The following is an 18,842-nucleotide window of genomic DNA, read 5'->3' as shown; positions in this document are numbered from 1 at the left end:
GTGCAAATGATTCCTTAAGCAGGAATTTGTAAGGAGAGTCCGGAAAACCGGGCTCTCTTTTTTACGGCATGGTTCGACGATTTTCGCCATATTCTTTTTTTATTCGCGCTGACTTTTTTGGATAGCCGATGGAGCTGAAAAGTTCGCGCTATTCCCGGAGCAAGGAAACTCTTTTCTTACCGAAAGATTGTGATATAATAACAACGTCGTTTGTTTTACGGTGTTGACCGCTGCCGCGGGACAAGCCGTCGGTTCGCGCACCGCTAGGCCGGGGGCGTGCCGCAGCTTGCATGAGCAGCCGTCAACAAGATGCCCAAAGGAGTGAATTCCGTGTTTAAGTTAAGCGAAATTAAAGAATTGATCAAGCTGGTGGATCAAACATCTTTGCAAGAACTAGAGATCGAAAACGAAGGCTCCCGCCTTTTAATCCGTAAACCGAATAAAACCGAGCAAGTCGTCGTCACCGCCGCACAACCTGCGGTCAGCGTCGTCGCCCAGCAGCCTGCTCCTCAAGCCGTCGTTCAGACGTCCGCAGCGGTCAACATCCCCGCAGCCGAACCTACGGCAGCAACCCCATCCAATTTACATACGATTGTTTCCCCGATGGTCGGCACCTTCTACGAAGCTCCGGCACCGGGAGCGGCGCCGTTCGTTTCCAAGGGCAGTAGCGTGAAGGAAACGACGATCGTCTGCATCATCGAAGCGATGAAGCTGATGAACGAGATTGAAGCCGAAGTCAAAGGCCAGATCGTCGAAGTGCTTGTCGAGAACGGCCAGTTGGTAGAGTACGGCCAACCGTTGTTCCTGGTGAAACCGGAATAATCCGCTAGGAGGAGAACCCATTGAAGTTTCAAAAAGTATTGATCGCCAACCGTGGGGAAATCGCCGTGCGCATTATTCGCGCATGCCGTGAGCTCGGAATTTCTACGGTCGCGGTCTACTCGGAAGCGGACCGCGAAGCGCTGCATGTCCGTTTGGCGGACGAAGCCTATTGTATCGGACCTACAGCTTCCAAAGACAGCTATTTGAATTATACGAATCTGATGAGCGTCGCGACGTTGACGGAGACCGATGCGATTCATCCGGGATACGGCTTTTTGGCGGAGAACGCCGACTTCGCCGAAATTTGCGAGAGCTGCAACATTACGTTTATCGGTCCTTCGCCGGAAGCGATCAGCAAGATGGGCGACAAATCCGTCGCGAAGCAGACGATGAAGGAAGCGGGCGTTCCCGTCATCCCCGGCTCCGACGGTCTTGTTGAGGATATGGACGAAGCGATCCGGCTGGGCCGCGAGATCGGCTATCCGATCATTATTAAAGCGACGGCCGGAGGCGGAGGCAAAGGCATTCGTCTGGCCGAAAACGAAGAGATGCTGATTCAGCAAATTACGACCGCCCAGCAGGAAGCGCAAAAAGCGTTCGGCAATGCGGGCGTTTATTTGGAGAAATATTTGACGGGGATGAAGCACGTCGAAATTCAGGTGCTGGCCGACAAGCACGGCAACGTGGTGCATCTGGGCGAGCGCGACTGCTCGGTGCAGCGCCGCCGCCAGAAGCTGGTGGAGGAAGCGCCTTGCCCGATTCTGACCGAAGAAATTCGCGAGCGAATGGGCGAAGCGGCCGTTCGCGCGGCCAAAGCCGTCGATTATTCCGGCGCCGGTACGCTCGAGTTTTTGCTCGGACCGGACGGACAGTTTTACTTCATGGAAATGAACACCCGGATTCAGGTAGAGCACCCGGTTACGGAGCTCATCACGGGCATCGATATTATTAAAGAAATGATCCGTGTTGCGGAAGGCGAGCCGCTTTCGTTCACTCAGGACGAGGTCCGCATCAACGGCTGGGCGATTGAATGCCGGATCAACGCGGAAGACCCGGATCGCAACTTCATGCCGTCTGCGGGTCAAATCAAATTTTATTTGGCGCCCGGCGGTTTCGGCGTCCGTGTCGACAGCGCCGCATACCCGGGCTACACGATTCCGCCTCACTACGATTCGATGATCGCAAAGCTGATCGTGTGGGGAGCGGACCGCAACGATGCGATCCAGCGAATGAAGCGCGCTTTGGCCGAATTTACGATCGAAGGTATTCATTCGACGATTCCATTCCATTTGAAGCTGCTGGAGCATAAAAAGTTTTTGGCCGGCGACTTCGATATCAAGTTTTTGGAAGAGCATGACGTGAATGATCCGGACTCTTAAGCCCGTTCACTTCGTTGTCATATTTTAAAGGGAATGGTATAGTATACAATAAGTTTAGGTGTGGGCAAGCCAAATGTTTAGGAGGTCCTGACCATGAGTACACTGGCAGCGGATTATGAGAAGACCGAGATGGGCACGATTCAGATCGCCCCGGAGGTGATCGAGATCATCGCCGGTATGGCAACCGTGGAAGTGTCCGGCGTTGCAGGCATGAGCGGCGGATTTGCCGGAGATATCGCCGAGTTTCTCGGACGCAAAAATATGTCCAAAGGCGTAAAAGTCGAAGTAGGCCAGCGCGAAGCGGCGATTGACGTATCTGTCGTCATCGAATTCGGCACGCGGATTCCGGAGGTTGCGAGCGCGGTTCAGCATAATGTCAAGCAGGCCATCGAATCGATGACCGGACTTAGCGTCGTTCAAGTGAACGTTCATATTCATGACGTTATTTTCAAAGGTGCGGACAAAGTCGAAGAGCCGGAAACGCCCGCACAGCGCGTGAAATAATTAATAAATACCCCGGTTGAACCCCCATCCTTCACCGTTTGGGGGTTTCCTCCATCTTAGGAAGGAGTCAGGATTCGTGGTAAAAGTTCTCGACAGACTGCTGCTTTTTATTTTCAGCTTGGCCGTGCTGATCGCAACGTTCATTCTGCTGTTCGCTGCATTCGGCCTGATTTCCTTCGACACGGCGGGTAACTTCGCTCACGACGTCTATTTCGATTTAAGAACGGCGATTATTTTCATCAGCTCCACGGTGGTGGCTGCGTTGTTAAGCCTTCGCTTCCTTTACTTGTCCGTAAGGCGCGGCAAATCTTCGTCGCCGTCGATCGATCAGCGGACCGAATTCGGGGACATCCGCATTTCGCTCGATACGGTGGAGAATTTATCGTTGAAAGCGGCAGGCCGGACGCGCGGGGTTCAAGATTTGCGCGCCCGTGTGAAAGTGAATCAATCCGGACTTGAAATCGTCATTCGCGCCATTGTGGACGGCGAAAATTCCATTCCGGCGATGACCGAAGAGATGCAGGCGAACGTGAAGCGGCATATTGAGGAAATTACCGGGATTCCCGTAGCTTTCGTCACGGTGTTTATTGCGAATATTCAACAATCGTCCCCGACCTTCAAAAGTCGAGTGGAATAGAGGTGAGCCCCCGGATGTGGATGCGAATTTGGGAGCAGCTGTGGGAACAGCATAGGGGTAAGACGATCGGCGTCCTGGCCGGGAGTGCCCTTGGCCTCATTTATTTGTTCTTCGGCTTCTGGCGTATGTTAATCTTTATCCTGATCGTATATACTGGATACTACATAGGGAAAAGGTTGGACCGGAACGAGCCGGTGTTTCCCGCAGAAGACACTTGGCGCCGGCTAATGGACAAATGGAGACTGTTCCGCTAAAATCCTTGGATGACGCCCAAGGATTTTTTCGGTTGATAACGATTTATAAGTCTTCAGCTTAAGACAAGGAAGACGCAGCCGGTTTATTCTGGTGAAGCAAGTGCAAACCCACAGGAGGATTTGATCGGATGAGACGAAGATTGGCAAGGGAGCTTGCGGTGCAAAGCTTATATCAGATCGAAATGAACGAAGCGACAGCGGCCGATGCCATCGCGCACGTAATCGAAGAAGCGCGGACGGAGGACGAGGCGCAGCTTACGCGGGAACGCGATCAGATTGCGCCTCATGAGGTGCTTGAGCTCGTGGAAGGCACGATGCAGCACAAGCGGCAAATCGACGGCCTGCTTTCCGATTATTTGAAGGGCTGGCAGATGGACAGGCTGTCCAAGGTAGACCGGGAAATTATGCGGCTTGCCACGTATGAAATGGTGTTTCGGGAAGATGTGCCACCGAAGGTCGTCGTGAATGAAGCGATCGAAATGGCCAAAAATTTTGGCACGGAGGAATCGGGGAAGTTCGTCAACGGCGTGCTCGGCAAAATGATCAAAGACCTGGAGACGATCCGCAGCCGTTCGTCCGAATCGTAGAAGCTACTTAGCGAAAGGGGAAAACAAGCATGTCCGCGCAAATCATTAACGGCAAAGAAATCGTCAGCGCTTACCGCGCCGATATTAAGCAGCAAGTCGAGCAGTTGAAGCAGCAAGGGGTACAGCCAGGGCTTGCGGTAGTCATCGTCGGAGACGACCCGGCCTCGCACGTCTACGTGCGCAATAAAGCGAAAGCCTGTGAAGAAGCGGGCATGCATTCCGAAGTGTACAAGCTTCCGGAAAATACACCGGAGGCGGATGTGCTGGCGCTCATCTCCAAACTGAACGGCGATAAGGCGATTCACGGCATTCTTGTCCAGTCGCCGCTGCCGGGACATATCTCGGAGGAACGGGTAGTCGAAGCGATCGCGGTCGAAAAAGACGTCGACTGCTTCCATCCGGTCAATGTGGGCAACCTGATGATCGGTAAGGAAGGACCGGCTCCTTGCACGCCTGCGGGTGTCATTGAGATTCTCAAGAAAGTCGGCGTGGAAATCGCCGGCAAGCATGCCGTCGTGATCGGCCGCAGCAACATCGTCGGCAAGCCGATGGCGATTTTGCTGCTTCGCGAGAATGCGACCGTAACGGTATGTCACTCGCGTACGAAAAATATGGAAGAAATTACGCGCCAGGCGGATATTTTGATCGCGGCGGTCGGCAAAGCGAAGATGATCAACCGCAGCCACATCAAGCCGGGAGCGGTTGTCGTCGACGTGGGCATCAACCGGCTCGATACCGGCAAACTGGCGGGAGACGTCGATTTTGACGACGTTCTGGAAACGGCAAGCTATGTAACGCCGGTGCCTGGCTGTGTCGGTCCGATGACGATTACGATCCTGCTTCGCAATACGCTTGAAGCGGCACAGCGTGCGGCTTCTGCAACCAACTAGCGGTAACGGGCGTAATTATGAAAGAAAAACAAATTTTATCGATCAAAGAGCTGAATCGATACATTAAAATGCTGCTTGAGGGCACCGACCGTCTGCAGGACGTTTGGGTGCGTGGTGAGATTTCCAATTTTACCCACCATTCCAGCGGACATATGTATTTTACGTTAAAAGATGCGGAGAGCCGGTTAAAAAGTATTATGTTCGCCTCCTACAACCAGCGGCTTCCGTTCATTCCCCGGGAAGGGACGAAGGTGATCGCCTGCGGAAACATCTCAGTCTACGAACGGGATGGGCAGTATCAATTCTATGTCACGCAAATGCAGCCCGACGGCATTGGGAGCTTGTATCTGGCATTCGAGCAGCTGAAGAAAAAGCTGGAATCCGAAGGTCTGTTCGCTCCGGCGATAAAGAAGCCGATTCCGCGCTTCCCGCGCGCGATCGGGGTCATTACGTCGCCGACGGGTGCGGCGGTTCGTGATATTATTATTACCCTGCAGCGCCGTCACCCGACCGTTCCCATTCTGCTTTATCCGGCGCTTGTGCAGGGGAAGCAGGCGGCTCCTTCGATTGTGAGAGCGATGGAGGAGATGAACGCCAGAAACGAAGTCGACGTGCTGATCGTCGGCCGCGGCGGCGGATCGCTTGAGGAGCTGTGGGCCTTCAACGAAGAGACGGTGGCCCGGGCGATCTTCGCTTCGAGGCTGCCGATCATTTCGGCGGTCGGCCACGAAACGGATTTCACGATCGCGGATTTCGTCGCCGACCTGCGCGCGGCCGACTCCGACGGCGGCGGCCGAGCTGGCCGTCCCGCATCATCTGGAGCTGAAGCAGCAGCTCGGCTACTTGCGCCAGCAATTGTACGGCGGGTTAACCCAGCAGCTCGAGCGGAGCAAAGGGCGGCTGAAGCGGCTCCAGCGGTCGCCTTACCTGACGAACCCCCGCCGGCAGCTGCTGCTGCAGCCCGCGGAGCGTCTTGACCGCCTGCGCGAGCAGCTCGGCTACAAAATGCGCGGCCGTCTGACGAAAAGTCACGAGCGGCTGATGAAAGCCGACCGGCAGCTCGCTTCATTTAACCCGAAGGAGCAGGTCGTGTACTCCCGGAAGCGGCTGGACTCGTCCGCCCGTCTGCTTCGCCAGACGATGCAGGCGGTGCTGAAGCGCAAGCAGCAGGAGCTCGTATCGTCCATGCGCCAGCTGGATGCGCTCAGCCCGCTCAAGATCATGCAGCGCGGGTATGGCCTCGTCTATGACGAGAAAGAGAAACAGCTCGTGAAATCGATCCAGCAGGTGCAGATTGGGGATGTTTTGAAGCTGCGCCTGATGGACGGACGGATCGATTGTCATGTTTGGTCTATGGAGGAGAAGACGGAGGAGAAAAGCGATGTCAAATCAGGAAGCGACGCCTAGCTTCGAGCAGGCGATGGACCAGCTTGAGCGCATTGTGGCACAGCTTGAAAGCGGGGATATTCCGCTTGAGAAAGCGATAGAGCTGTTTCAAGAGGGGATGAAGCTGTCTCAATTGTGCGGGCAGAAGCTGGAGCAGGTGGAACGAAAAATCGAAATTTTGCTGGAAGAAGAAGGCGGCCTGACGAAAAAGCCGTTTCAGCCGCAGGAAACCGATAAAGGGGATAACCGATGAACGAGTCATCCGGCATCCGAGAATACATTCGAGACATGGCTTCGCTCATAGAGCGGGAGCTGCAGCAGTCGATTCCGTCGCCGTGGGCGATTCCAGCCCCGCTTCGCGAATCGATGATGTACTCCTTGATGGCCGGCGGCAAGCGGCTGCGGCCGATTCTGGTGCTGGCAGCGGCCGAATCGCTGGGCGGCAGCCCGGAAGCGGCCGTTCCCGCAGCGTTGGCCGTGGAGATGATCCACACGTATTCGCTTATTCATGATGATCTTCCCGCCATGGACAACGACGATTTTCGTCGGGGAAAACCGACCAATCATAAGGTTTACGGCGAGGCGATGGCTATTCTGGCCGGCGATGCCTTGCTGACCCATGCGTTCTTCTCGGTGGTTCAAGCTGCGAAGAAGCATAACATTCCGGCCGACCGTGTGATCGACATTGTCGAAGAGCTGTCCCGGCTTGCCGGAGCCCCTGGCATGGTCGGCGGTCAAGCGGCGGACATGCTGGGAGAGCAGGGAGTCACCAAGCTGGAAGAGCTGGAGTACATCCATCTGCACAAGACGAGCGACTTGATCGTCTTTTCCTTGAAAGCCGGGGGCCGGATCGCGGGAGCAGCCGAAGCCCAGCTTGCCGCATTGGAGCGGTTCGGCACATGCATCGGGCTGGCGTTTCAAATCCAGGACGACGTGCTCGATCTGATCGGGGACGAAAGCAAGCTCGGCAAACCCGTACAGAGCGACATCAAGCAGCAGAAAGTGACCTACCCTTATTTTATCGGGATTGAAGCGTCGCTTGCGAAGGTCGGGGAGCTGACGCGCGAGGCGAAGCAAGCGATCTTGGCGGCGGATTTCCCGCGCCCGGAGCGGCTGCTGGAGCTTGCGGATTATTTAATGAAGCGCGACCACTAGCGCTTGGCCGGTTTTGCCGCCCGTGGCGCGGTAGCTTTCATACCGGTCCTGTTTGAGCGCGTGACGGTCCTGTGCTATAATGACATCGTATTCAAGCTCATTACATAGCCTATGCAATGAAGCGGATCGTTACCGACTCTTACCTGCCATTCGTTAGGCATACTCCAACTATGGAAAGCGAGGGAACAAGCGTGCTGCTCGATCACATTCATCAGCCTGAGGACTTGAAACGTCTGACTGTGGAACAGTTGGAGCAAGTGGCTGCGGAAACGAGACATTTTCTTGTCGAGAAGCTTTCGGTCACCGGCGGTCACCTCGCGCCCAACCTTGGCGTTGTCGAGTTAACGATTGCTATGCACTATTTGTTCGACAGTCCGAAGGATAAATTTATTTTCGATGTCGGTCACCAGTCGTATGTTCACAAGATTTTAACCGGTCGAAAAGACAAATTCGATACATTGCGCAAATATAAAGGCCTGTGCGGCTTCGTGAAACGTTCCGAAAGCGAGCATGACGTCTGGGAAGCCGGCCACAGCAGCACTTCGCTGTCCGCATCGATGGGGATGGCCGTCGCCCGTGATTTGAAGGGCGAGAAGAACCGGATCATTGCTATGATCGGCGACGGAGCGCTTACCGGCGGTATGGCTCTGGAAGCCCTCAACCATATCGGTCACGAGAAGCGGAAGCTGATGGTCATTCTGAACGACAACGAAATGTCCATTGCCCCGAACGTCGGAGCGCTCAGCCATTATTTGGCGCGTATTCGTTCTGACCGGCACTATGTGAAGGCAAAGGAAGAATTCGAGCACCTGATCAAAAAGATTCCGGCCATCGGCGGCACGTTGGCGAAGACGGCGGAACGGGTGAAGGATTCGTTCAAATATTTGGTTGTCCCCGGCGTTTGGTTCGAAGAGCTCGGCCTGACGTACCTGGGACCTGTGGACGGCCACAACTTGCCGCTGCTGCTCGAAACCATGAAGCAAGCGGATAAGGTTAACGGGCCTGTCCTGGTGCATGTGATCACGACCAAAGGCAAGGGCTATTCGCCGGCCGAGGCGGATTCCCACAAATGGCACGGCATCAGCCCGTACAAAATCGAATCCGGCCAAGTTCTGAAGACGGTCGGGCCTCCGATGTATACGGAAGTGTTCGGAAGCACGCTCATTGAGCTGGCGAAGCAGGATGAGCGTATTGTGGCGATTACCCCGGCAATGCCCGGTGGTTCGGGTCTGCTCGGCTTTGCCAAGGAATTTCCCGGCCGGATGTTCGACGTAGGGATTGCGGAGCAGCATGCGGCTACGTTTTCCGCCGGGCTGGCGGAGGAAGGGTTAAAGCCGGTGTTCGCCGTTTACTCGACCTTCCTTCAACGCGCTTACGACCAGGTCGTGCACGATATTTGCCGCGCCAACCTGAACGTGGTATTTGCCATTGACCGTGCGGGCTTTGTCGGTCCGGACGGCGAGACGCATCAAGGAGTGTACGATATTGCGTACTTGCGCAGCATTCCGAATATGGTGCTGATGATGCCGAAGGACGAGAACGAGCTGCGGCATATGATGAAGACGGCTTTCGAGTATAACGAAGGCCCGATTGCTTACCGTTATCCGCGGGAAAGCGGACTTGGGGTTCCGATGGACGAGACGCTCCAGCCGATTCCGATCGGCACGTGGGAAGTGCTCCGTCCGGGAAGCGATGCTGCCATTTTGGCCGTCGGCCCGATGATTCCGCTTGCTCTGGAAGCGGCCGAGGCGATGAGCAAGGAAGGCGTTCAAGTTCGCGTCATCAACGCGCGGTTTATCAAGCCGATGGACGAGGCGATGCTTCTCCAGTTGGCGAAAGAAGACATCCCGATCCTGACCCTGGAAGAAGGAGCGGAGCTCGGAGGCTTCGGCAGCGGCGTACTGGAGCATTACTCGCAGCAAAATATTTACGGCCTGCGAATCAAAATTATCGGCGTGCCGGATTATTTCGTCGAGCACGGCTCCGTCAAGGAACAGCGTAAAGAGGTCGGATTTACAGCGGAGCGGCTCGTATCGGAACTGCAGGCGCTCGTTCCGCGCAGACGACAGCGGGCCTAACAATAGGAAGTAGGAGCAATTCATGGCTGCGGACAAAGCGGAAAAAGAACGACTCGATGTCCTGCTCGTCGAGCAGGGTTATTACGAAACAAGAGAAAAGGCCAAGGGGGCCATCATGGCCGGATTGGTGCTAGTGGACGACGTTCCGGTCGACAAGGCCGGAACGAAGATTGCCCGCACGTCCCGGCTGATCGTCAAGGGTGCGGTTCATCCATACGTCAGCCGTGGCGGGCTGAAGCTGGAGAAGGCGCTCAATGTGTTCAGCATCGACCTGCAGGGCGTTACGATGCTGGACATCGGCGCTTCGACAGGAGGATTTACCGATTGCGCGCTGCAGAACGGTGCGGTTCACGTCTACGCGGTCGACGTCGGCTACAACCAGTTGGATTGGTCGCTGCGCAAGGACCCCAGGGTTAGCGTGATGGAGCGGACCAATTTCCGCTACATGCAGCCGGGCGACTTGCAGGGACCGGAGCCGGCATTTGCCTCGATCGACGTATCCTTCATTTCTTTAAAGCTCATTTTGCCGCCGCTGAAGCAGCTGCTTGCGCCGAAAGGACAAGTCGTTGCTTTAATTAAGCCCCAATTCGAGGCGGGTCGGGAGAAGGTCGGCAAATCCGGCGTCGTCCGCGACCCCCGGGTACATCAAGAAGTGCTGGAGGATATCCTCCGATTTGCCCAGGATATCGGTTATGCCATTCGGGGGTTGACCTTCTCTCCGATTAAGGGCGGCGAGGGCAACATTGAATTTTTAGTACATCTTCTCCATACGGACGAGCCTGGGTTGTCCGGTCCCGAACTGGACCGGTTGATCCGAGAGGTCACCCAAGAGTCGCAAAGCATGCAGAGCTCATCTTGACGGATGAGTTTTTTTGCCTTTACACAGGAATTTGGATACGGTTTCTCGAATATTCCTTCGAGGTGATTCCATGCAAAGCGGGGACGGCTTGATCGTGTTGTTGGTGGCGCTGGCACTGGGGGCATGGGTGTATTTTTATGCCCGGAGCAAGCTGAAGGAAGCCGTGGAGGACGAGCCTCCGTTCGAATTTCTGTCCGACACGGAGGTGCCGGAGGATGAAGCGACGGAGCTTCTCGAGGCGCGCGGCTATTCGGTCCTTAGCGGGAAGAAACGCATTCCCGTACACATCAAAGTCAACCGCAGCGAAACGCTTCAAAGCCGGTTGTTCGTCGATTACATCGTGGAGAAGAACGGCCGGTATTACATCGTCAAGACAGCAAAAGAGCGTAAACCGATGGAACGGACCGGAAGCGGCGTCCGCGACCATCTGCTTGCGTATCAACTGCTATACCCGAAAACGGCAGGCGTATTATACGTAAATGTGCCTGAGCAAACGGTGGACTGCTATGTGTTCGAGCTGCAAGCCGAAGATGACGATACCGAGACCCCAGAACCAGGGAGGATGCCATGAAAGGCCAACGACATGTTAGGATACGCGAAATTATTACCAACAACGAAATCGAAACGCAGGACGAGCTCGTCGAACAGCTTCGTAAAGCGGGCTTTCATGTGACGCAGGCGACCATTTCCAGAGATATTAAAGAAATGCACTTGATCAAAGTGCCGCTGGACGACGGAAGGTACAAATATTCCATGCCGGCCGATCAGCGCTACAATCCGCTGCAGCGCTTGCGGCGGGCGCTAAACGATCATTTTGTGCATATTGACCATACCGAGAATTTCGTCGTGCTCAAAAGCTTGCCGGGGACGGCAAGTGCGATTGCAGCGCTCATTGATAGTCTGGAATGGAATGAAATTATGGGAACGATCAGCGGCGACGATACGATTCTGATCATTTGCCGGACCAAGGATCACAGCTCACATGTCGTTAATCAAGTCTTGGGAATGCTCAGTTAATGTCCAAAGAGGTGTAGCTATGCTGCTGGAACTATCCATTCGCCATCTGGCGGTTATCGAACATGTCGAATTGCATTGCAAAACCGGTTTCCACGTCTTGACGGGGGAAACGGGTGCGGGCAAATCGATCATCATCGACGCGCTCGGTCTGATTGCCGGGGGCCGCAGTTCTTCGGATCTGGTTCGCTACGGAAGCGACAAAGCGTCAATCGAAGCGCTGTATCAGATCGGGAAGGATCATCCCGTTTGGAATATTTTGTCCGGTGTGGGAATAGAGGCCGACCCGGAGGAGCATCTTATTATTCGCAGAGAAATTACGGCTCAAGGCAAAAGCACCAGCCGTGTGAACGGACAGTTGGTCAACCGGGCGGTGCTGAGGGAGATCGGCGATTATCTGGTCAATATTCACGGACAGCACGAGCATCAATCGTTGTTCCGGGTGGAGGAGCATATCCGGTGGCTCGACATGTTCGGCGAGCCGCAGATTTTGCCTGCCAAGCTTGCTTATCAGGAAGCGTACGATGTCTACCAGGGAATCCGCAAGCAGCTTAAGGAGCTGCAGGAAACGAGCAAGCAAGCGCTGCAAATGATGGATTTATACCGGTTTCAGGTCGAAGAAATTCGTTCGGCCAAGCTGAAAGCGGAAGAAGACGAGGCGCTGGGCGATGAGAAACGAAAGCTGGTCAATGCGGAACGGCTGTTCCAGAATGCTTCGGACGCTTACGATCTGCTGTACGGGGGAAGCAAGGGACTGGATGCCGTCGGCCGCGCCGTCCAGAAGCTTCAGGATATCGCCGCGCTGGACCCCGCAAAGCTTCAGTCGCTGCTGGAGCAGGTGCAAGGGGCTTTCTATCAGCTGGAAGACGCCGCTTACCAAGTTCGCGATTACCGTGATGAGGTGGAGTTCAACCCTTCCAGGCTTGATTTCATCGAGCAAAGGCTGGATACGATTTCGTCGCTTCGCAGAAAATATGGAGAATCGGTTTCGGATATCCTTGCTTATGTTGAAAAGATTGAACGGGAACTGGACCTGATCGAGAACAAGGACGAAAAGCTTCAGCAGCTGCAAAAAGACGAAGCGGCGGCCCTCGAACAGGTCCAACGGCTGGCTTCGGTTCTGACCGAGCAGCGTATGATCGTTGCGGACAAGCTCGCGGCGGAAATCGTGGCGGAGCTCCGCGAACTGCAGATGGAGCGGACGCAATTCCGGGTGCATTTTGCCGTGAATGGGGAGAAGAAGCTGACTCGCGAAGGCGCAGATCAGGTCGAGTTTCTCATTTCGGCCAATCCCGGAGAACCGATGCGCGCGCTTAGCAAAATCGCTTCCGGGGGAGAAATCTCCCGCGTTATGCTGGCACTTAAATCGATTTTTGCCCGGGTGGACAGCATTCCGGTACTCGTCTTCGACGAAGTGGATACCGGGGTAAGCGGTCGCGCGGCCCAGGCGATAGCCGAGAAAATGTCCAGGCTGTCCCGGAGCTGTCAAATCTTCTCTATTACTCATTTGCCACAGGTCGCCTGCATGGCGGACGTGCATTACCGCATTCATAAGACGACGGATGGGGACCGCACTTATACGAATATTGACGACTTGAATACGGAAGAACGCATTCACGAGCTGGCGCGGATGCTCGGAGGCGTCGAAGTGACCGACAAAACGCTCCAGCACGCGCAGGAAATGCTCGCCCTTGCCGATAACATGAAAGCGAAGATGAGCTAGCCAAGGGAGCATTTTGGAGTTATAAAAGAAAAGGGCGGGGGTTACCTTAAAGGTACACAAACGGCGGTGCAGCCAGCTTTGAAGCCGGAAGTCGCAAGCCGCGTGCCGCAAAGCAAAGGAAGCAAGGGAGCGTGAGCGAATTGGGTTCCAACCATAGAAAAAGATTGATTGGATTACTGCTCGTCCTCTTCGTTTGTTTGGGTAGCCTCACCACCCCTTTCCGCAGTTTTGCCTCATTCCCCGAGGAGCTCCGGCTTTTTACCGGACAGCAAACCCAGTTGAAGCTGGCAATGCCGGTCAGCGCGCAAGTGACAGTCAACCATCCGGAAGTGCTCAAGGTCAACGGCTCGGCAAGGCACTCATTCCAAGTGGATCTTCATCATCCTATCGCACTCGAGTCTTATCAAGCCGGACAAGCTGAAATGAAGCTGAAGCTTTTCGGCAAAATTCCTTTCAAGACGGTTAAAGTCAATGTCGTCCCTGATCTGAAAGTTATTCCCGGCGGTCAGACGATCGGCGTGAAGCTGAAATCGGCCGGAATTATGATCGTCGGGCATCATTTGGTTGCGATCGCGGATGACCGCAAATCGTCTCCGGGCGAAGAGGCCAAGGTGCAGCTCGGCGATCTCATCGTCAAAATGAACGGCAAAACCGTAAGCGACGTAAGCCGGGTAGCGGATCTCGTCAAAGCGGCCGGAGAGAACAAAAAGCCGATTATGCTGACGATTCGCCGCGGGAACGAAACGCTCGATATTCCAATTACTCCTGCATATGATATCGTGGACAAGGCGTACAGGCTCGGGCTGTATATTCGCGATTCGGCCGCCGGGGTCGGGACGCTGACTTTCTATGCCCCGGATCAAGGCGTATACGGAGCACTGGGACATGTTATTACCGACATGGATACCCAAGTGCCGATCATGGTAGGCAATGGAGAGATCGTGCATTCGAACGTCACCTCCATTTCCAAGAGCCAGAACGGGGAGCCGGGGGAGAAACGCGCCCAGTTCTCCAAGGAAAGCAGAGCCATCGGCAATATTGAGAAAAATACGCAGTTCGGCATTTTCGGCAAAATGTTTGACACGCCGGGGCACAGCTACAGCGACAAGGCACTGCCCGTCGCCTTCGCCGAAGAGGTGAAGGAAGGTCCTGCGCAGATTTATACGGTGGTCAACGGTCAGAAGGTCGAGAAATTCGATATCGAGGTCGTTCATGTGGCGAAGCAGGAATATCCGGCTACCAAAGGGATGGTTATTAAAATTACCGATTCCCGTCTGTTGGACAAGACCGGAGGGATTGTGCAAGGCATGAGCGGAAGCCCGATTATTCAGAACGGAAAAGTGATCGGAGCGGTGACTCACGTCTTCGTCAATGACCCGACGAGCGGCTACGGATGCTTTATCGAATGGATGCTGCAGGATGCAGGAATTATGCTTCGTCCTTCCAATACGGAAACAACGGAACTGAAGGCCAGTTAATGGTCTTCGGTTTTTTTTGTTGGGAAGCACGTAAAACATTGCTCCGATTCGAAGCGTTTATGGAAGGAGCGTGGTTATTTTTTGATTGGGGATACGACGTGTATCATTTAATCATTCTTTGTCGAATGATGTATAATGGTGAAGTAAATTATTAATTATAAAATAAAAATCATAAAAAATCCAGAAAAATAATATTCGACAGAAGGAATTTTAAAGTGCATGTCGAAATTGTATAACAGGTAAATAATGCTAAAGCGATTGCCGCAAATGAAGGAGGCGCTTACCGTTGCAAACCATTGAAGTTCTTTTAGCAGACGACAACCGAGAATTTACAAATCTTCTTTCCGAATTCATCGATGATCAGGCCGATATGCAAGTGACCGGCGTTGCTTACAATGGAAATGATGTGCTTCGTCTAATCGAGCAAGGTCCACGGGTGCCGGATGTATTGATTTTGGACATTATTATGCCTCATCTGGACGGTCTTGGCGTGCTCGAGAAGCTGCGGGAAATGGATTTGAATCCGCAGCCGAAAATCATCATGCTCACTGCTTTCGGTCAAGAAAACATTACCCAAAAAGCTGTCCAACTCGGCGCCTCGTATTACATTTTGAAACCGTTCGATATGGAGATTTTGACGAACCGGATTCGGCAGTTAATCGGCACAAGCCCAGCTATGCCAGTGATGTCCTCTTCGTCGTCGCAGAAAGCGAACGTCGTTCAATTGCCGAAAGGCAAAAATTTGGATGCCAACATCACGACCATCATTCACGAAATCGGCGTGCCTGCTCATATCAAAGGCTACCAATATTTGCGTGAAGCGATCACGATGGTATATAACAACATCGAAATTCTCGGGGCGATTACGAAGACGCTGTATCCGGCTATTGCCGAAAAGTACAAAACAACGCCGAGCCGCGTCGAGCGGGCAATCCGCCATGCGATCGAAGTCGCTTGGACACGAGGCAATATCGACAGCATCTCCCATTTGTTTGGCTATACGATCAATATTAGCAAAGCGAAGCCGACAAACTCGGAGTTCATCGCGATGGTGGCAGATAAGCTGCGTATCGAGCATAAAGTTTCGTGAAATAAATGAGCATGAGCTTTCCTACGTCGGGTCCTAACGGGCCCGGCGTTTCAATTTTCGTTAGGCGCTACGCCTTGTGCGAACAAAAGTTCTCTAGTGTATCGTTCGGTTCCAGTGTAGAATGACGGTATATACTGGAAAGGGGTCATAGCGTGAAACATCTACTGACTTTCACCGCGGCGCTTATGATTGTTGTGATTAGTGGTTGCGGTTCGGCACCTGCTAAGGAAGCAAACACTCCGCCAAAGGAAACTAGCACACCGGCTAAAGAAGCAAGCGCTTCTGCAGGGGAAAAGAAGACGGAAGAGAAGCAAGCGACCATTACGAAAGAGGAATTCGATAAGATTGAAAATGGTCAGACCTACGAGGAAGTCGCCAAGATTATCGGCGGTCCGGGCGAATTGGTAGCCGAAGCTGGAACGAAAGGCGAAAAGTCTCACACCGTCGGCTATATGTATAAAGGCGAGGGCTCACCAGGAGCAAACGCTAATTTTGCATTCCAAGACGGCAAACTTGTAACAAAAGCACAATTCGGCTTGAAATAGTTTATTCGTCAGAGACGATAAATGAAAGTAACATAAACAAAAGACGGCAGCTGTTCGGTGCATTAGTCCGATTGGCTTCCGTCTTTTTCTATTACTAGAAACTCGCTAATGTCGTCAATATTTAGAGCGTCTGCTAATTTCGCAAGATGAATGAGACTTATTTGTTCGCGAATATTACGAGACATCTCGCTTATTGCAGATTGTCTAACCCCCGATAATTCAGAAAGCTGAATCTGTGTTAATCCTCGTTGTTCCATAATTTCTTTTAATCTTAAGCGAACTCTGCGCAACTGTTAATCACCCACCTATAGAGCCATTTTTATTCGCTAAGAAAAAGAAACATATTCACTATCCCCTCCACTCATTCTCGCAGATTTTCCAGGAAATCCTTAATGGTTATCCCTCCCAAAATTCGGCCAAAAAATTCAAACGAAAGGGGCTGCATGTCGTGTTAAAAAGAATCAAGCTCGTCATTGATTCAGGCAACGGTGACTTCGAAATCGTTGACGCTTTTTTGACGCCTGATAAGAACCATGCTTATTTTGTTTCCGATGGTATCGTCAACTACAAGATGGCCGCGCGCACACAAGTTGAACGTGTTTATGTGGAATGCCACGTGGCGATCAAGCTGGGCGAAACTGCACGCGGCGATGTCGCGATTTATGATTTGCACGAAAAATTAAACGCGATGACAGCCTATCAACTATTAAACTTCCATGTCATTCATAATGTAAGCGACATCGTGCTGCTTCGCGAAGACTAAAAATCATCCTAGCAATGCAAGCAAGCCAGCCGTGGATGGATATCCGAAGGGCTGGCTTTTCTCTTCAAAAGCTCGGATTAAGGGCGAATGTCGCACTTGTTCTTGATGAACCGAATCTGGTTCTCCAGACGGTTGACCGTTTGCTGAGACTGTTCGTCCAGCTCGGTAGTTTGCATCCCGGTCAGCTGCTGCTGCAGCTCTTGAAGATCGCCGCCTGCATTGGAGCAGTCGTAATTGCTTTCGAGATTGTCAACCATTTCAAGAAGCACCTCCGCCTAAGTGAGTTCAAACTTAGTATGGAACGTGCTTATCCAAGTATGCGGCTGACTTCAGGCAATTATAGGATCGGCTGAGTGATGGGCAGCATGGCCTTATTTTCGGCGTTATTGTCGGAATACAAATCGTGTGCCCAATCCAGCCAACCTTCGGGCAGACGCTTCATGATGGAGGAACGGAGTTCCGAACTGGAGCATGCCAACTCGTAAATGAGCTGCTCGTAAGTATGGAGTATGGAATCAAAATCCAGACCGATATCGTCCATCAGCAATTCCTTCAATGCGCTTTCATTGTCACTGAAGTCTCGGTAAACCAAGCCATCATAAATTTCCGTAATCAGACCATCCTGAACACGAACAATTTTCTGACATGTTTTTTGCATTGAATCTACTCCTTACCCTAGGATAGAACTAATTATACCATACGATAAAATCGATTTTTGTAGAATATTGTAAGTGTTTTCGTTAATTTTTGATTTTTTTTGGACACGATCTTCGTTCTTTTTGCATATGCCTTTGGAACGAGGGGAAGCTAAACCAAGGAAAATCGGAAGGAGGCGCCGCGATGCATCAAGCGGACAGCTTGCAAAAAGTCGACTCTTATAAGGTCGGTGTCGGCCACATGAAAGAGCTTATGCCGACGATGGTGGAAGCATACCATCATTTTACAGCCGCTTGTTTTGCCCCCGGAGCACTGGATGAAAAGCAAAAGCAGTTGATTGCTCTTGGCATCGGCTTGTTTGCCAATAACGAGGTGTGTACGCTGTATCACGTTCAAGAAGCGCTGGCGAAAGGAGCATCCCGGCAAGAAATTCTCGAGGCGACGGCCGTGGCGTCGGCGGTGGCCAGCGGACATGCGATGTCTCAAGGGGTAACGAGGGTGGAGCAGGCGCTGGATTCCTTGATGTGATTGGGGATGAAGCTATGAGATGGAAACCGAAAATGGGACTTTTGCCCATCACCGGGATAACGGAAAGCGACCGAAGCACTAAACGGCTGCTTCAACGATTGGGACCGGGACGAATTGCCGTGCTGGCGCACGATGATTTGGACGAGCTGGCCGTGCGCGGCCTACTCAAGGCCCGGGTTTCCGCCGTCGTGAACACGGGCCGGACGATGACCGGGACGATTGCTTCCCGGGCGGTTTTGGAGCTTCTGGAGGCGGGTACGCCGCTTGTGGAGACGTCTCCGGACGGTTTCGAGCTGCTGCAGACCTCCCGGACCGTTACCGTGACCGAACACGGGATCGATACGGGGACGTCGTGGGTGCCCTGCCGCCGGTTTACCCGGCAAAGCTGGCTCGCCGGGTACCGGGCCGCACAAGCTTCGGAGCCGGGGCAGCTCGCCCGGGTTATCGAGGATACGCTGAAATACGCCGCCGCGGGAAAGGAACAGCTGCTCGA

General features: G+C 53.3%; 22 protein-coding genes and 2 pseudogenes. 21 read left to right on the top strand and 3 right to left on the bottom strand.

The window, feature by feature from the left end; all coding sequences use genetic code 11:
• The first annotated feature begins 330 nt into the window (after positions 1 to 330).
• From accB to QJ48_RS35420, 18 genes and pseudogenes are all read left to right on the top strand, one after another.
• A complete protein-coding gene (gene accB, locus QJ48_RS29430) occupies positions 331 to 822 on the top strand; it encodes an acetyl-CoA carboxylase biotin carboxyl carrier protein (RefSeq protein ID WP_054976932.1) in 492 nt (163 codons plus the stop codon).
• A 20-nt stretch (positions 823 to 842) separates the two neighbouring features.
• Positions 843 to 2,201, top strand: a complete 1,359-nt coding sequence (gene accC, locus QJ48_RS29425; protein WP_054976931.1) for an acetyl-CoA carboxylase biotin carboxylase subunit — start codon at positions 843 to 845, stop codon at positions 2,199 to 2,201.
• Positions 2,202 to 2,294: 93 nt separating this feature from the next.
• A complete protein-coding gene (locus QJ48_RS29420) occupies positions 2,295 to 2,705 on the top strand; it encodes an Asp23/Gls24 family envelope stress response protein (protein WP_054976930.1) in 411 nt (136 codons plus the stop codon).
• 76 nt (positions 2,706 to 2,781) lie between these two features.
• Positions 2,782 to 3,342, top strand: a complete 561-nt coding sequence (amaP, locus tag QJ48_RS29415) for an alkaline shock response membrane anchor protein AmaP (protein WP_054976929.1) — start codon at positions 2,782 to 2,784, stop codon at positions 3,340 to 3,342.
• Between the two features lie 14 nt (positions 3,343 to 3,356).
• Complete coding sequence (locus tag QJ48_RS29410) at positions 3,357 to 3,596, top strand: DUF2273 domain-containing protein (protein ID WP_054976928.1); 240 nt, start codon at positions 3,357 to 3,359, stop codon at positions 3,594 to 3,596.
• Between the two features lie 128 nt (positions 3,597 to 3,724).
• Complete coding sequence (gene nusB, locus QJ48_RS29405; RefSeq protein WP_054976927.1) at positions 3,725 to 4,183, top strand: transcription antitermination factor NusB; 459 nt, start codon at positions 3,725 to 3,727, stop codon at positions 4,181 to 4,183.
• Between the two features lie 29 nt (positions 4,184 to 4,212).
• Entirely contained in the window at positions 4,213 to 5,073 is an 861-nt protein-coding gene (gene folD / locus QJ48_RS29400) for a bifunctional methylenetetrahydrofolate dehydrogenase/methenyltetrahydrofolate cyclohydrolase FolD (RefSeq protein WP_054976926.1), read from the top strand.
• A gap of 17 nt (positions 5,074 to 5,090) precedes the next feature.
• A pseudogene (gene xseA / locus QJ48_RS29395) lies at positions 5,091 to 6,480 on the top strand (exodeoxyribonuclease VII large subunit).
• Positions 6,455 to 6,712, top strand: coding sequence for an exodeoxyribonuclease VII small subunit (xseB, locus tag QJ48_RS29390; protein WP_010499089.1), 258 nt, complete (start codon positions 6,455 to 6,457; stop codon positions 6,710 to 6,712). Before xseA ends, xseB begins: the two are co-directional and overlap by 26 nt.
• Positions 6,713 to 6,747: 35 nt before the next feature.
• Complete coding sequence (locus QJ48_RS29385; protein ID WP_237763106.1) at positions 6,748 to 7,614, top strand: polyprenyl synthetase family protein; 867 nt, start codon at positions 6,748 to 6,750, stop codon at positions 7,612 to 7,614.
• 170 nt (positions 7,615 to 7,784) lie between these two features.
• Entirely contained in the window at positions 7,785 to 9,692 is a 1,908-nt protein-coding gene (dxs, locus tag QJ48_RS29380) for a 1-deoxy-D-xylulose-5-phosphate synthase (protein ID WP_193394517.1), read from the top strand.
• Between the two features lie 22 nt (positions 9,693 to 9,714).
• Positions 9,715 to 10,551 (top strand): TlyA family RNA methyltransferase, encoded by an 837-nt coding sequence (locus QJ48_RS29375; RefSeq protein ID WP_054976924.1) that lies wholly within the window; start codon positions 9,715 to 9,717, stop codon positions 10,549 to 10,551.
• A 70-nt stretch (positions 10,552 to 10,621) separates the two neighbouring features.
• The gene (locus tag QJ48_RS29370; RefSeq protein WP_054976923.1) at positions 10,622 to 11,122 is read left to right on the top strand and encodes a hypothetical protein; all 501 of its coding nucleotides are present in this window, start codon (positions 10,622 to 10,624) and stop codon (positions 11,120 to 11,122) included.
• Complete coding sequence (argR, locus tag QJ48_RS29365) at positions 11,119 to 11,568, top strand: transcriptional regulator AhrC/ArgR (protein WP_054976922.1); 450 nt, start codon at positions 11,119 to 11,121, stop codon at positions 11,566 to 11,568. Before QJ48_RS29370 ends, argR begins: the two co-directional genes overlap by 4 nt.
• A 19-nt stretch (positions 11,569 to 11,587) precedes the next feature.
• Positions 11,588 to 13,288: a DNA repair protein RecN gene (gene recN / locus QJ48_RS29360; RefSeq protein WP_054976921.1), complete on the top strand. Its 1,701-nt coding sequence runs from the start codon at positions 11,588 to 11,590 to the stop codon at positions 13,286 to 13,288.
• A 140-nt stretch (positions 13,289 to 13,428) separates the two neighbouring features.
• On the top strand, positions 13,429 to 14,766 hold the full coding sequence (spoIVB, locus tag QJ48_RS29355; RefSeq protein WP_193394516.1) for a SpoIVB peptidase: 1,338 nt from the start codon (positions 13,429 to 13,431) through the stop codon (positions 14,764 to 14,766).
• A gap of 286 nt (positions 14,767 to 15,052) precedes the next feature.
• A complete protein-coding gene (gene spo0A / locus QJ48_RS29350; protein ID WP_054976919.1) occupies positions 15,053 to 15,856 on the top strand; it encodes a sporulation transcription factor Spo0A in 804 nt (267 codons plus the stop codon).
• A 152-nt stretch (positions 15,857 to 16,008) separates the two neighbouring features.
• Complete coding sequence (locus QJ48_RS35420) at positions 16,009 to 16,401, top strand: DUF3862 domain-containing protein (protein ID WP_063858191.1); 393 nt, start codon at positions 16,009 to 16,011, stop codon at positions 16,399 to 16,401.
• Positions 16,402 to 16,463: 62 nt separating this feature from the next.
• On the opposite strand, the gene QJ48_RS36360 is transcribed toward QJ48_RS35420, so the two are convergent.
• On the bottom strand, positions 16,464 to 16,691 hold the full coding sequence (locus QJ48_RS36360) for a helix-turn-helix transcriptional regulator (RefSeq protein WP_082420728.1): 228 nt from the start codon (positions 16,689 to 16,691) through the stop codon (positions 16,464 to 16,466).
• 158 nt (positions 16,692 to 16,849) lie between these two features.
• Here QJ48_RS36360 and QJ48_RS29340 point away from each other — a divergent pair, with 158 nt between their 5' ends.
• Positions 16,850 to 17,164: a hypothetical protein gene (locus tag QJ48_RS29340; RefSeq protein WP_054976918.1), complete on the top strand. Its 315-nt coding sequence runs from the start codon at positions 16,850 to 16,852 to the stop codon at positions 17,162 to 17,164.
• A gap of 77 nt (positions 17,165 to 17,241) precedes the next feature.
• On the opposite strand, the gene QJ48_RS29335 is transcribed toward QJ48_RS29340, so the two are convergent.
• Positions 17,242 to 17,421 carry a hypothetical protein gene (locus tag QJ48_RS29335; protein WP_054976917.1) on the bottom strand — a complete coding sequence of 60 codons (180 nt, stop codon included), beginning with the start codon at positions 17,419 to 17,421 and terminating at the stop codon, positions 17,242 to 17,244.
• An 80-nt stretch (positions 17,422 to 17,501) separates the two neighbouring features.
• Positions 17,502 to 17,822 (bottom strand): hypothetical protein, encoded by a 321-nt coding sequence (locus tag QJ48_RS29330; protein WP_054976916.1) that lies wholly within the window; start codon positions 17,820 to 17,822, stop codon positions 17,502 to 17,504.
• A 182-nt stretch (positions 17,823 to 18,004) separates the two neighbouring features.
• Between QJ48_RS29330 and QJ48_RS29325 the strand changes: the two genes are divergently transcribed.
• Complete coding sequence (locus QJ48_RS29325) at positions 18,005 to 18,349, top strand: carboxymuconolactone decarboxylase family protein (protein ID WP_054976915.1); 345 nt, start codon at positions 18,005 to 18,007, stop codon at positions 18,347 to 18,349.
• A 14-nt stretch (positions 18,350 to 18,363) separates the two neighbouring features.
• A pseudogene (locus QJ48_RS29320) lies at positions 18,364 to 18,842 on the top strand (thiamine pyrophosphokinase); the annotation flags it as partial.

Source organism: Paenibacillus sp. A3, from assembly GCF_001399685.1.
In the GTDB taxonomy this organism is placed as follows: Bacteria; Bacillota; Bacilli; order Paenibacillales; family NBRC-103111; genus Paenibacillus_G.
This window is presented reverse-complemented; position numbering and strand designations above follow the sequence as displayed.

Bases quoted from the DNA above. Each gene is read 5' to 3' on its own strand.
- QJ48_RS29375 (WP_054976924.1), top strand. From the start codon at position 9,715: ATGGCTGCGGACAAAGCGGAAAAAGAACGACTCGATGTCCTGCTCGTC.
- QJ48_RS29370 (WP_054976923.1), top strand. From the start codon at position 10,622: ATGCAAAGCGGGGACGGCTTGATCGTGTTGTTGGTGGCGCTGGCACTG.
- nusB (WP_054976927.1), top strand. From the start codon at position 3,725: ATGAGACGAAGATTGGCAAGGGAGCTTGCGGTGCAAAGCTTATATCAG.
- QJ48_RS29325 (WP_054976915.1), top strand. From the start codon at position 18,005: ATGCATCAAGCGGACAGCTTGCAAAAAGTCGACTCTTATAAGGTCGGT.
- recN (WP_054976921.1), top strand. From the start codon at position 11,588: ATGCTGCTGGAACTATCCATTCGCCATCTGGCGGTTATCGAACATGTC.
- xseB (WP_010499089.1), top strand. From the start codon at position 6,455: ATGTCAAATCAGGAAGCGACGCCTAGCTTCGAGCAGGCGATGGACCAG.
- QJ48_RS29420 (WP_054976930.1), top strand. From the start codon at position 2,295: ATGAGTACACTGGCAGCGGATTATGAGAAGACCGAGATGGGCACGATT.
- folD (WP_054976926.1), top strand. From the start codon at position 4,213: ATGTCCGCGCAAATCATTAACGGCAAAGAAATCGTCAGCGCTTACCGC.
- dxs (WP_193394517.1), top strand. From the start codon at position 7,785: ATGGAAAGCGAGGGAACAAGCGTGCTGCTCGATCACATTCATCAGCCT.
- QJ48_RS29330 (WP_054976916.1), bottom strand. From the start codon at position 17,822: ATGCAAAAAACATGTCAGAAAATTGTTCGTGTTCAGGATGGTCTGATT.
- QJ48_RS29385 (WP_237763106.1), top strand. From the start codon at position 6,748: ATGGCTTCGCTCATAGAGCGGGAGCTGCAGCAGTCGATTCCGTCGCCG.
- argR (WP_054976922.1), top strand. From the start codon at position 11,119: ATGAAAGGCCAACGACATGTTAGGATACGCGAAATTATTACCAACAAC.
- QJ48_RS29335 (WP_054976917.1), bottom strand. From the start codon at position 17,421: ATGGTTGACAATCTCGAAAGCAATTACGACTGCTCCAATGCAGGCGGC.
- QJ48_RS29410 (WP_054976928.1), top strand. From the start codon at position 3,357: ATGTGGATGCGAATTTGGGAGCAGCTGTGGGAACAGCATAGGGGTAAG.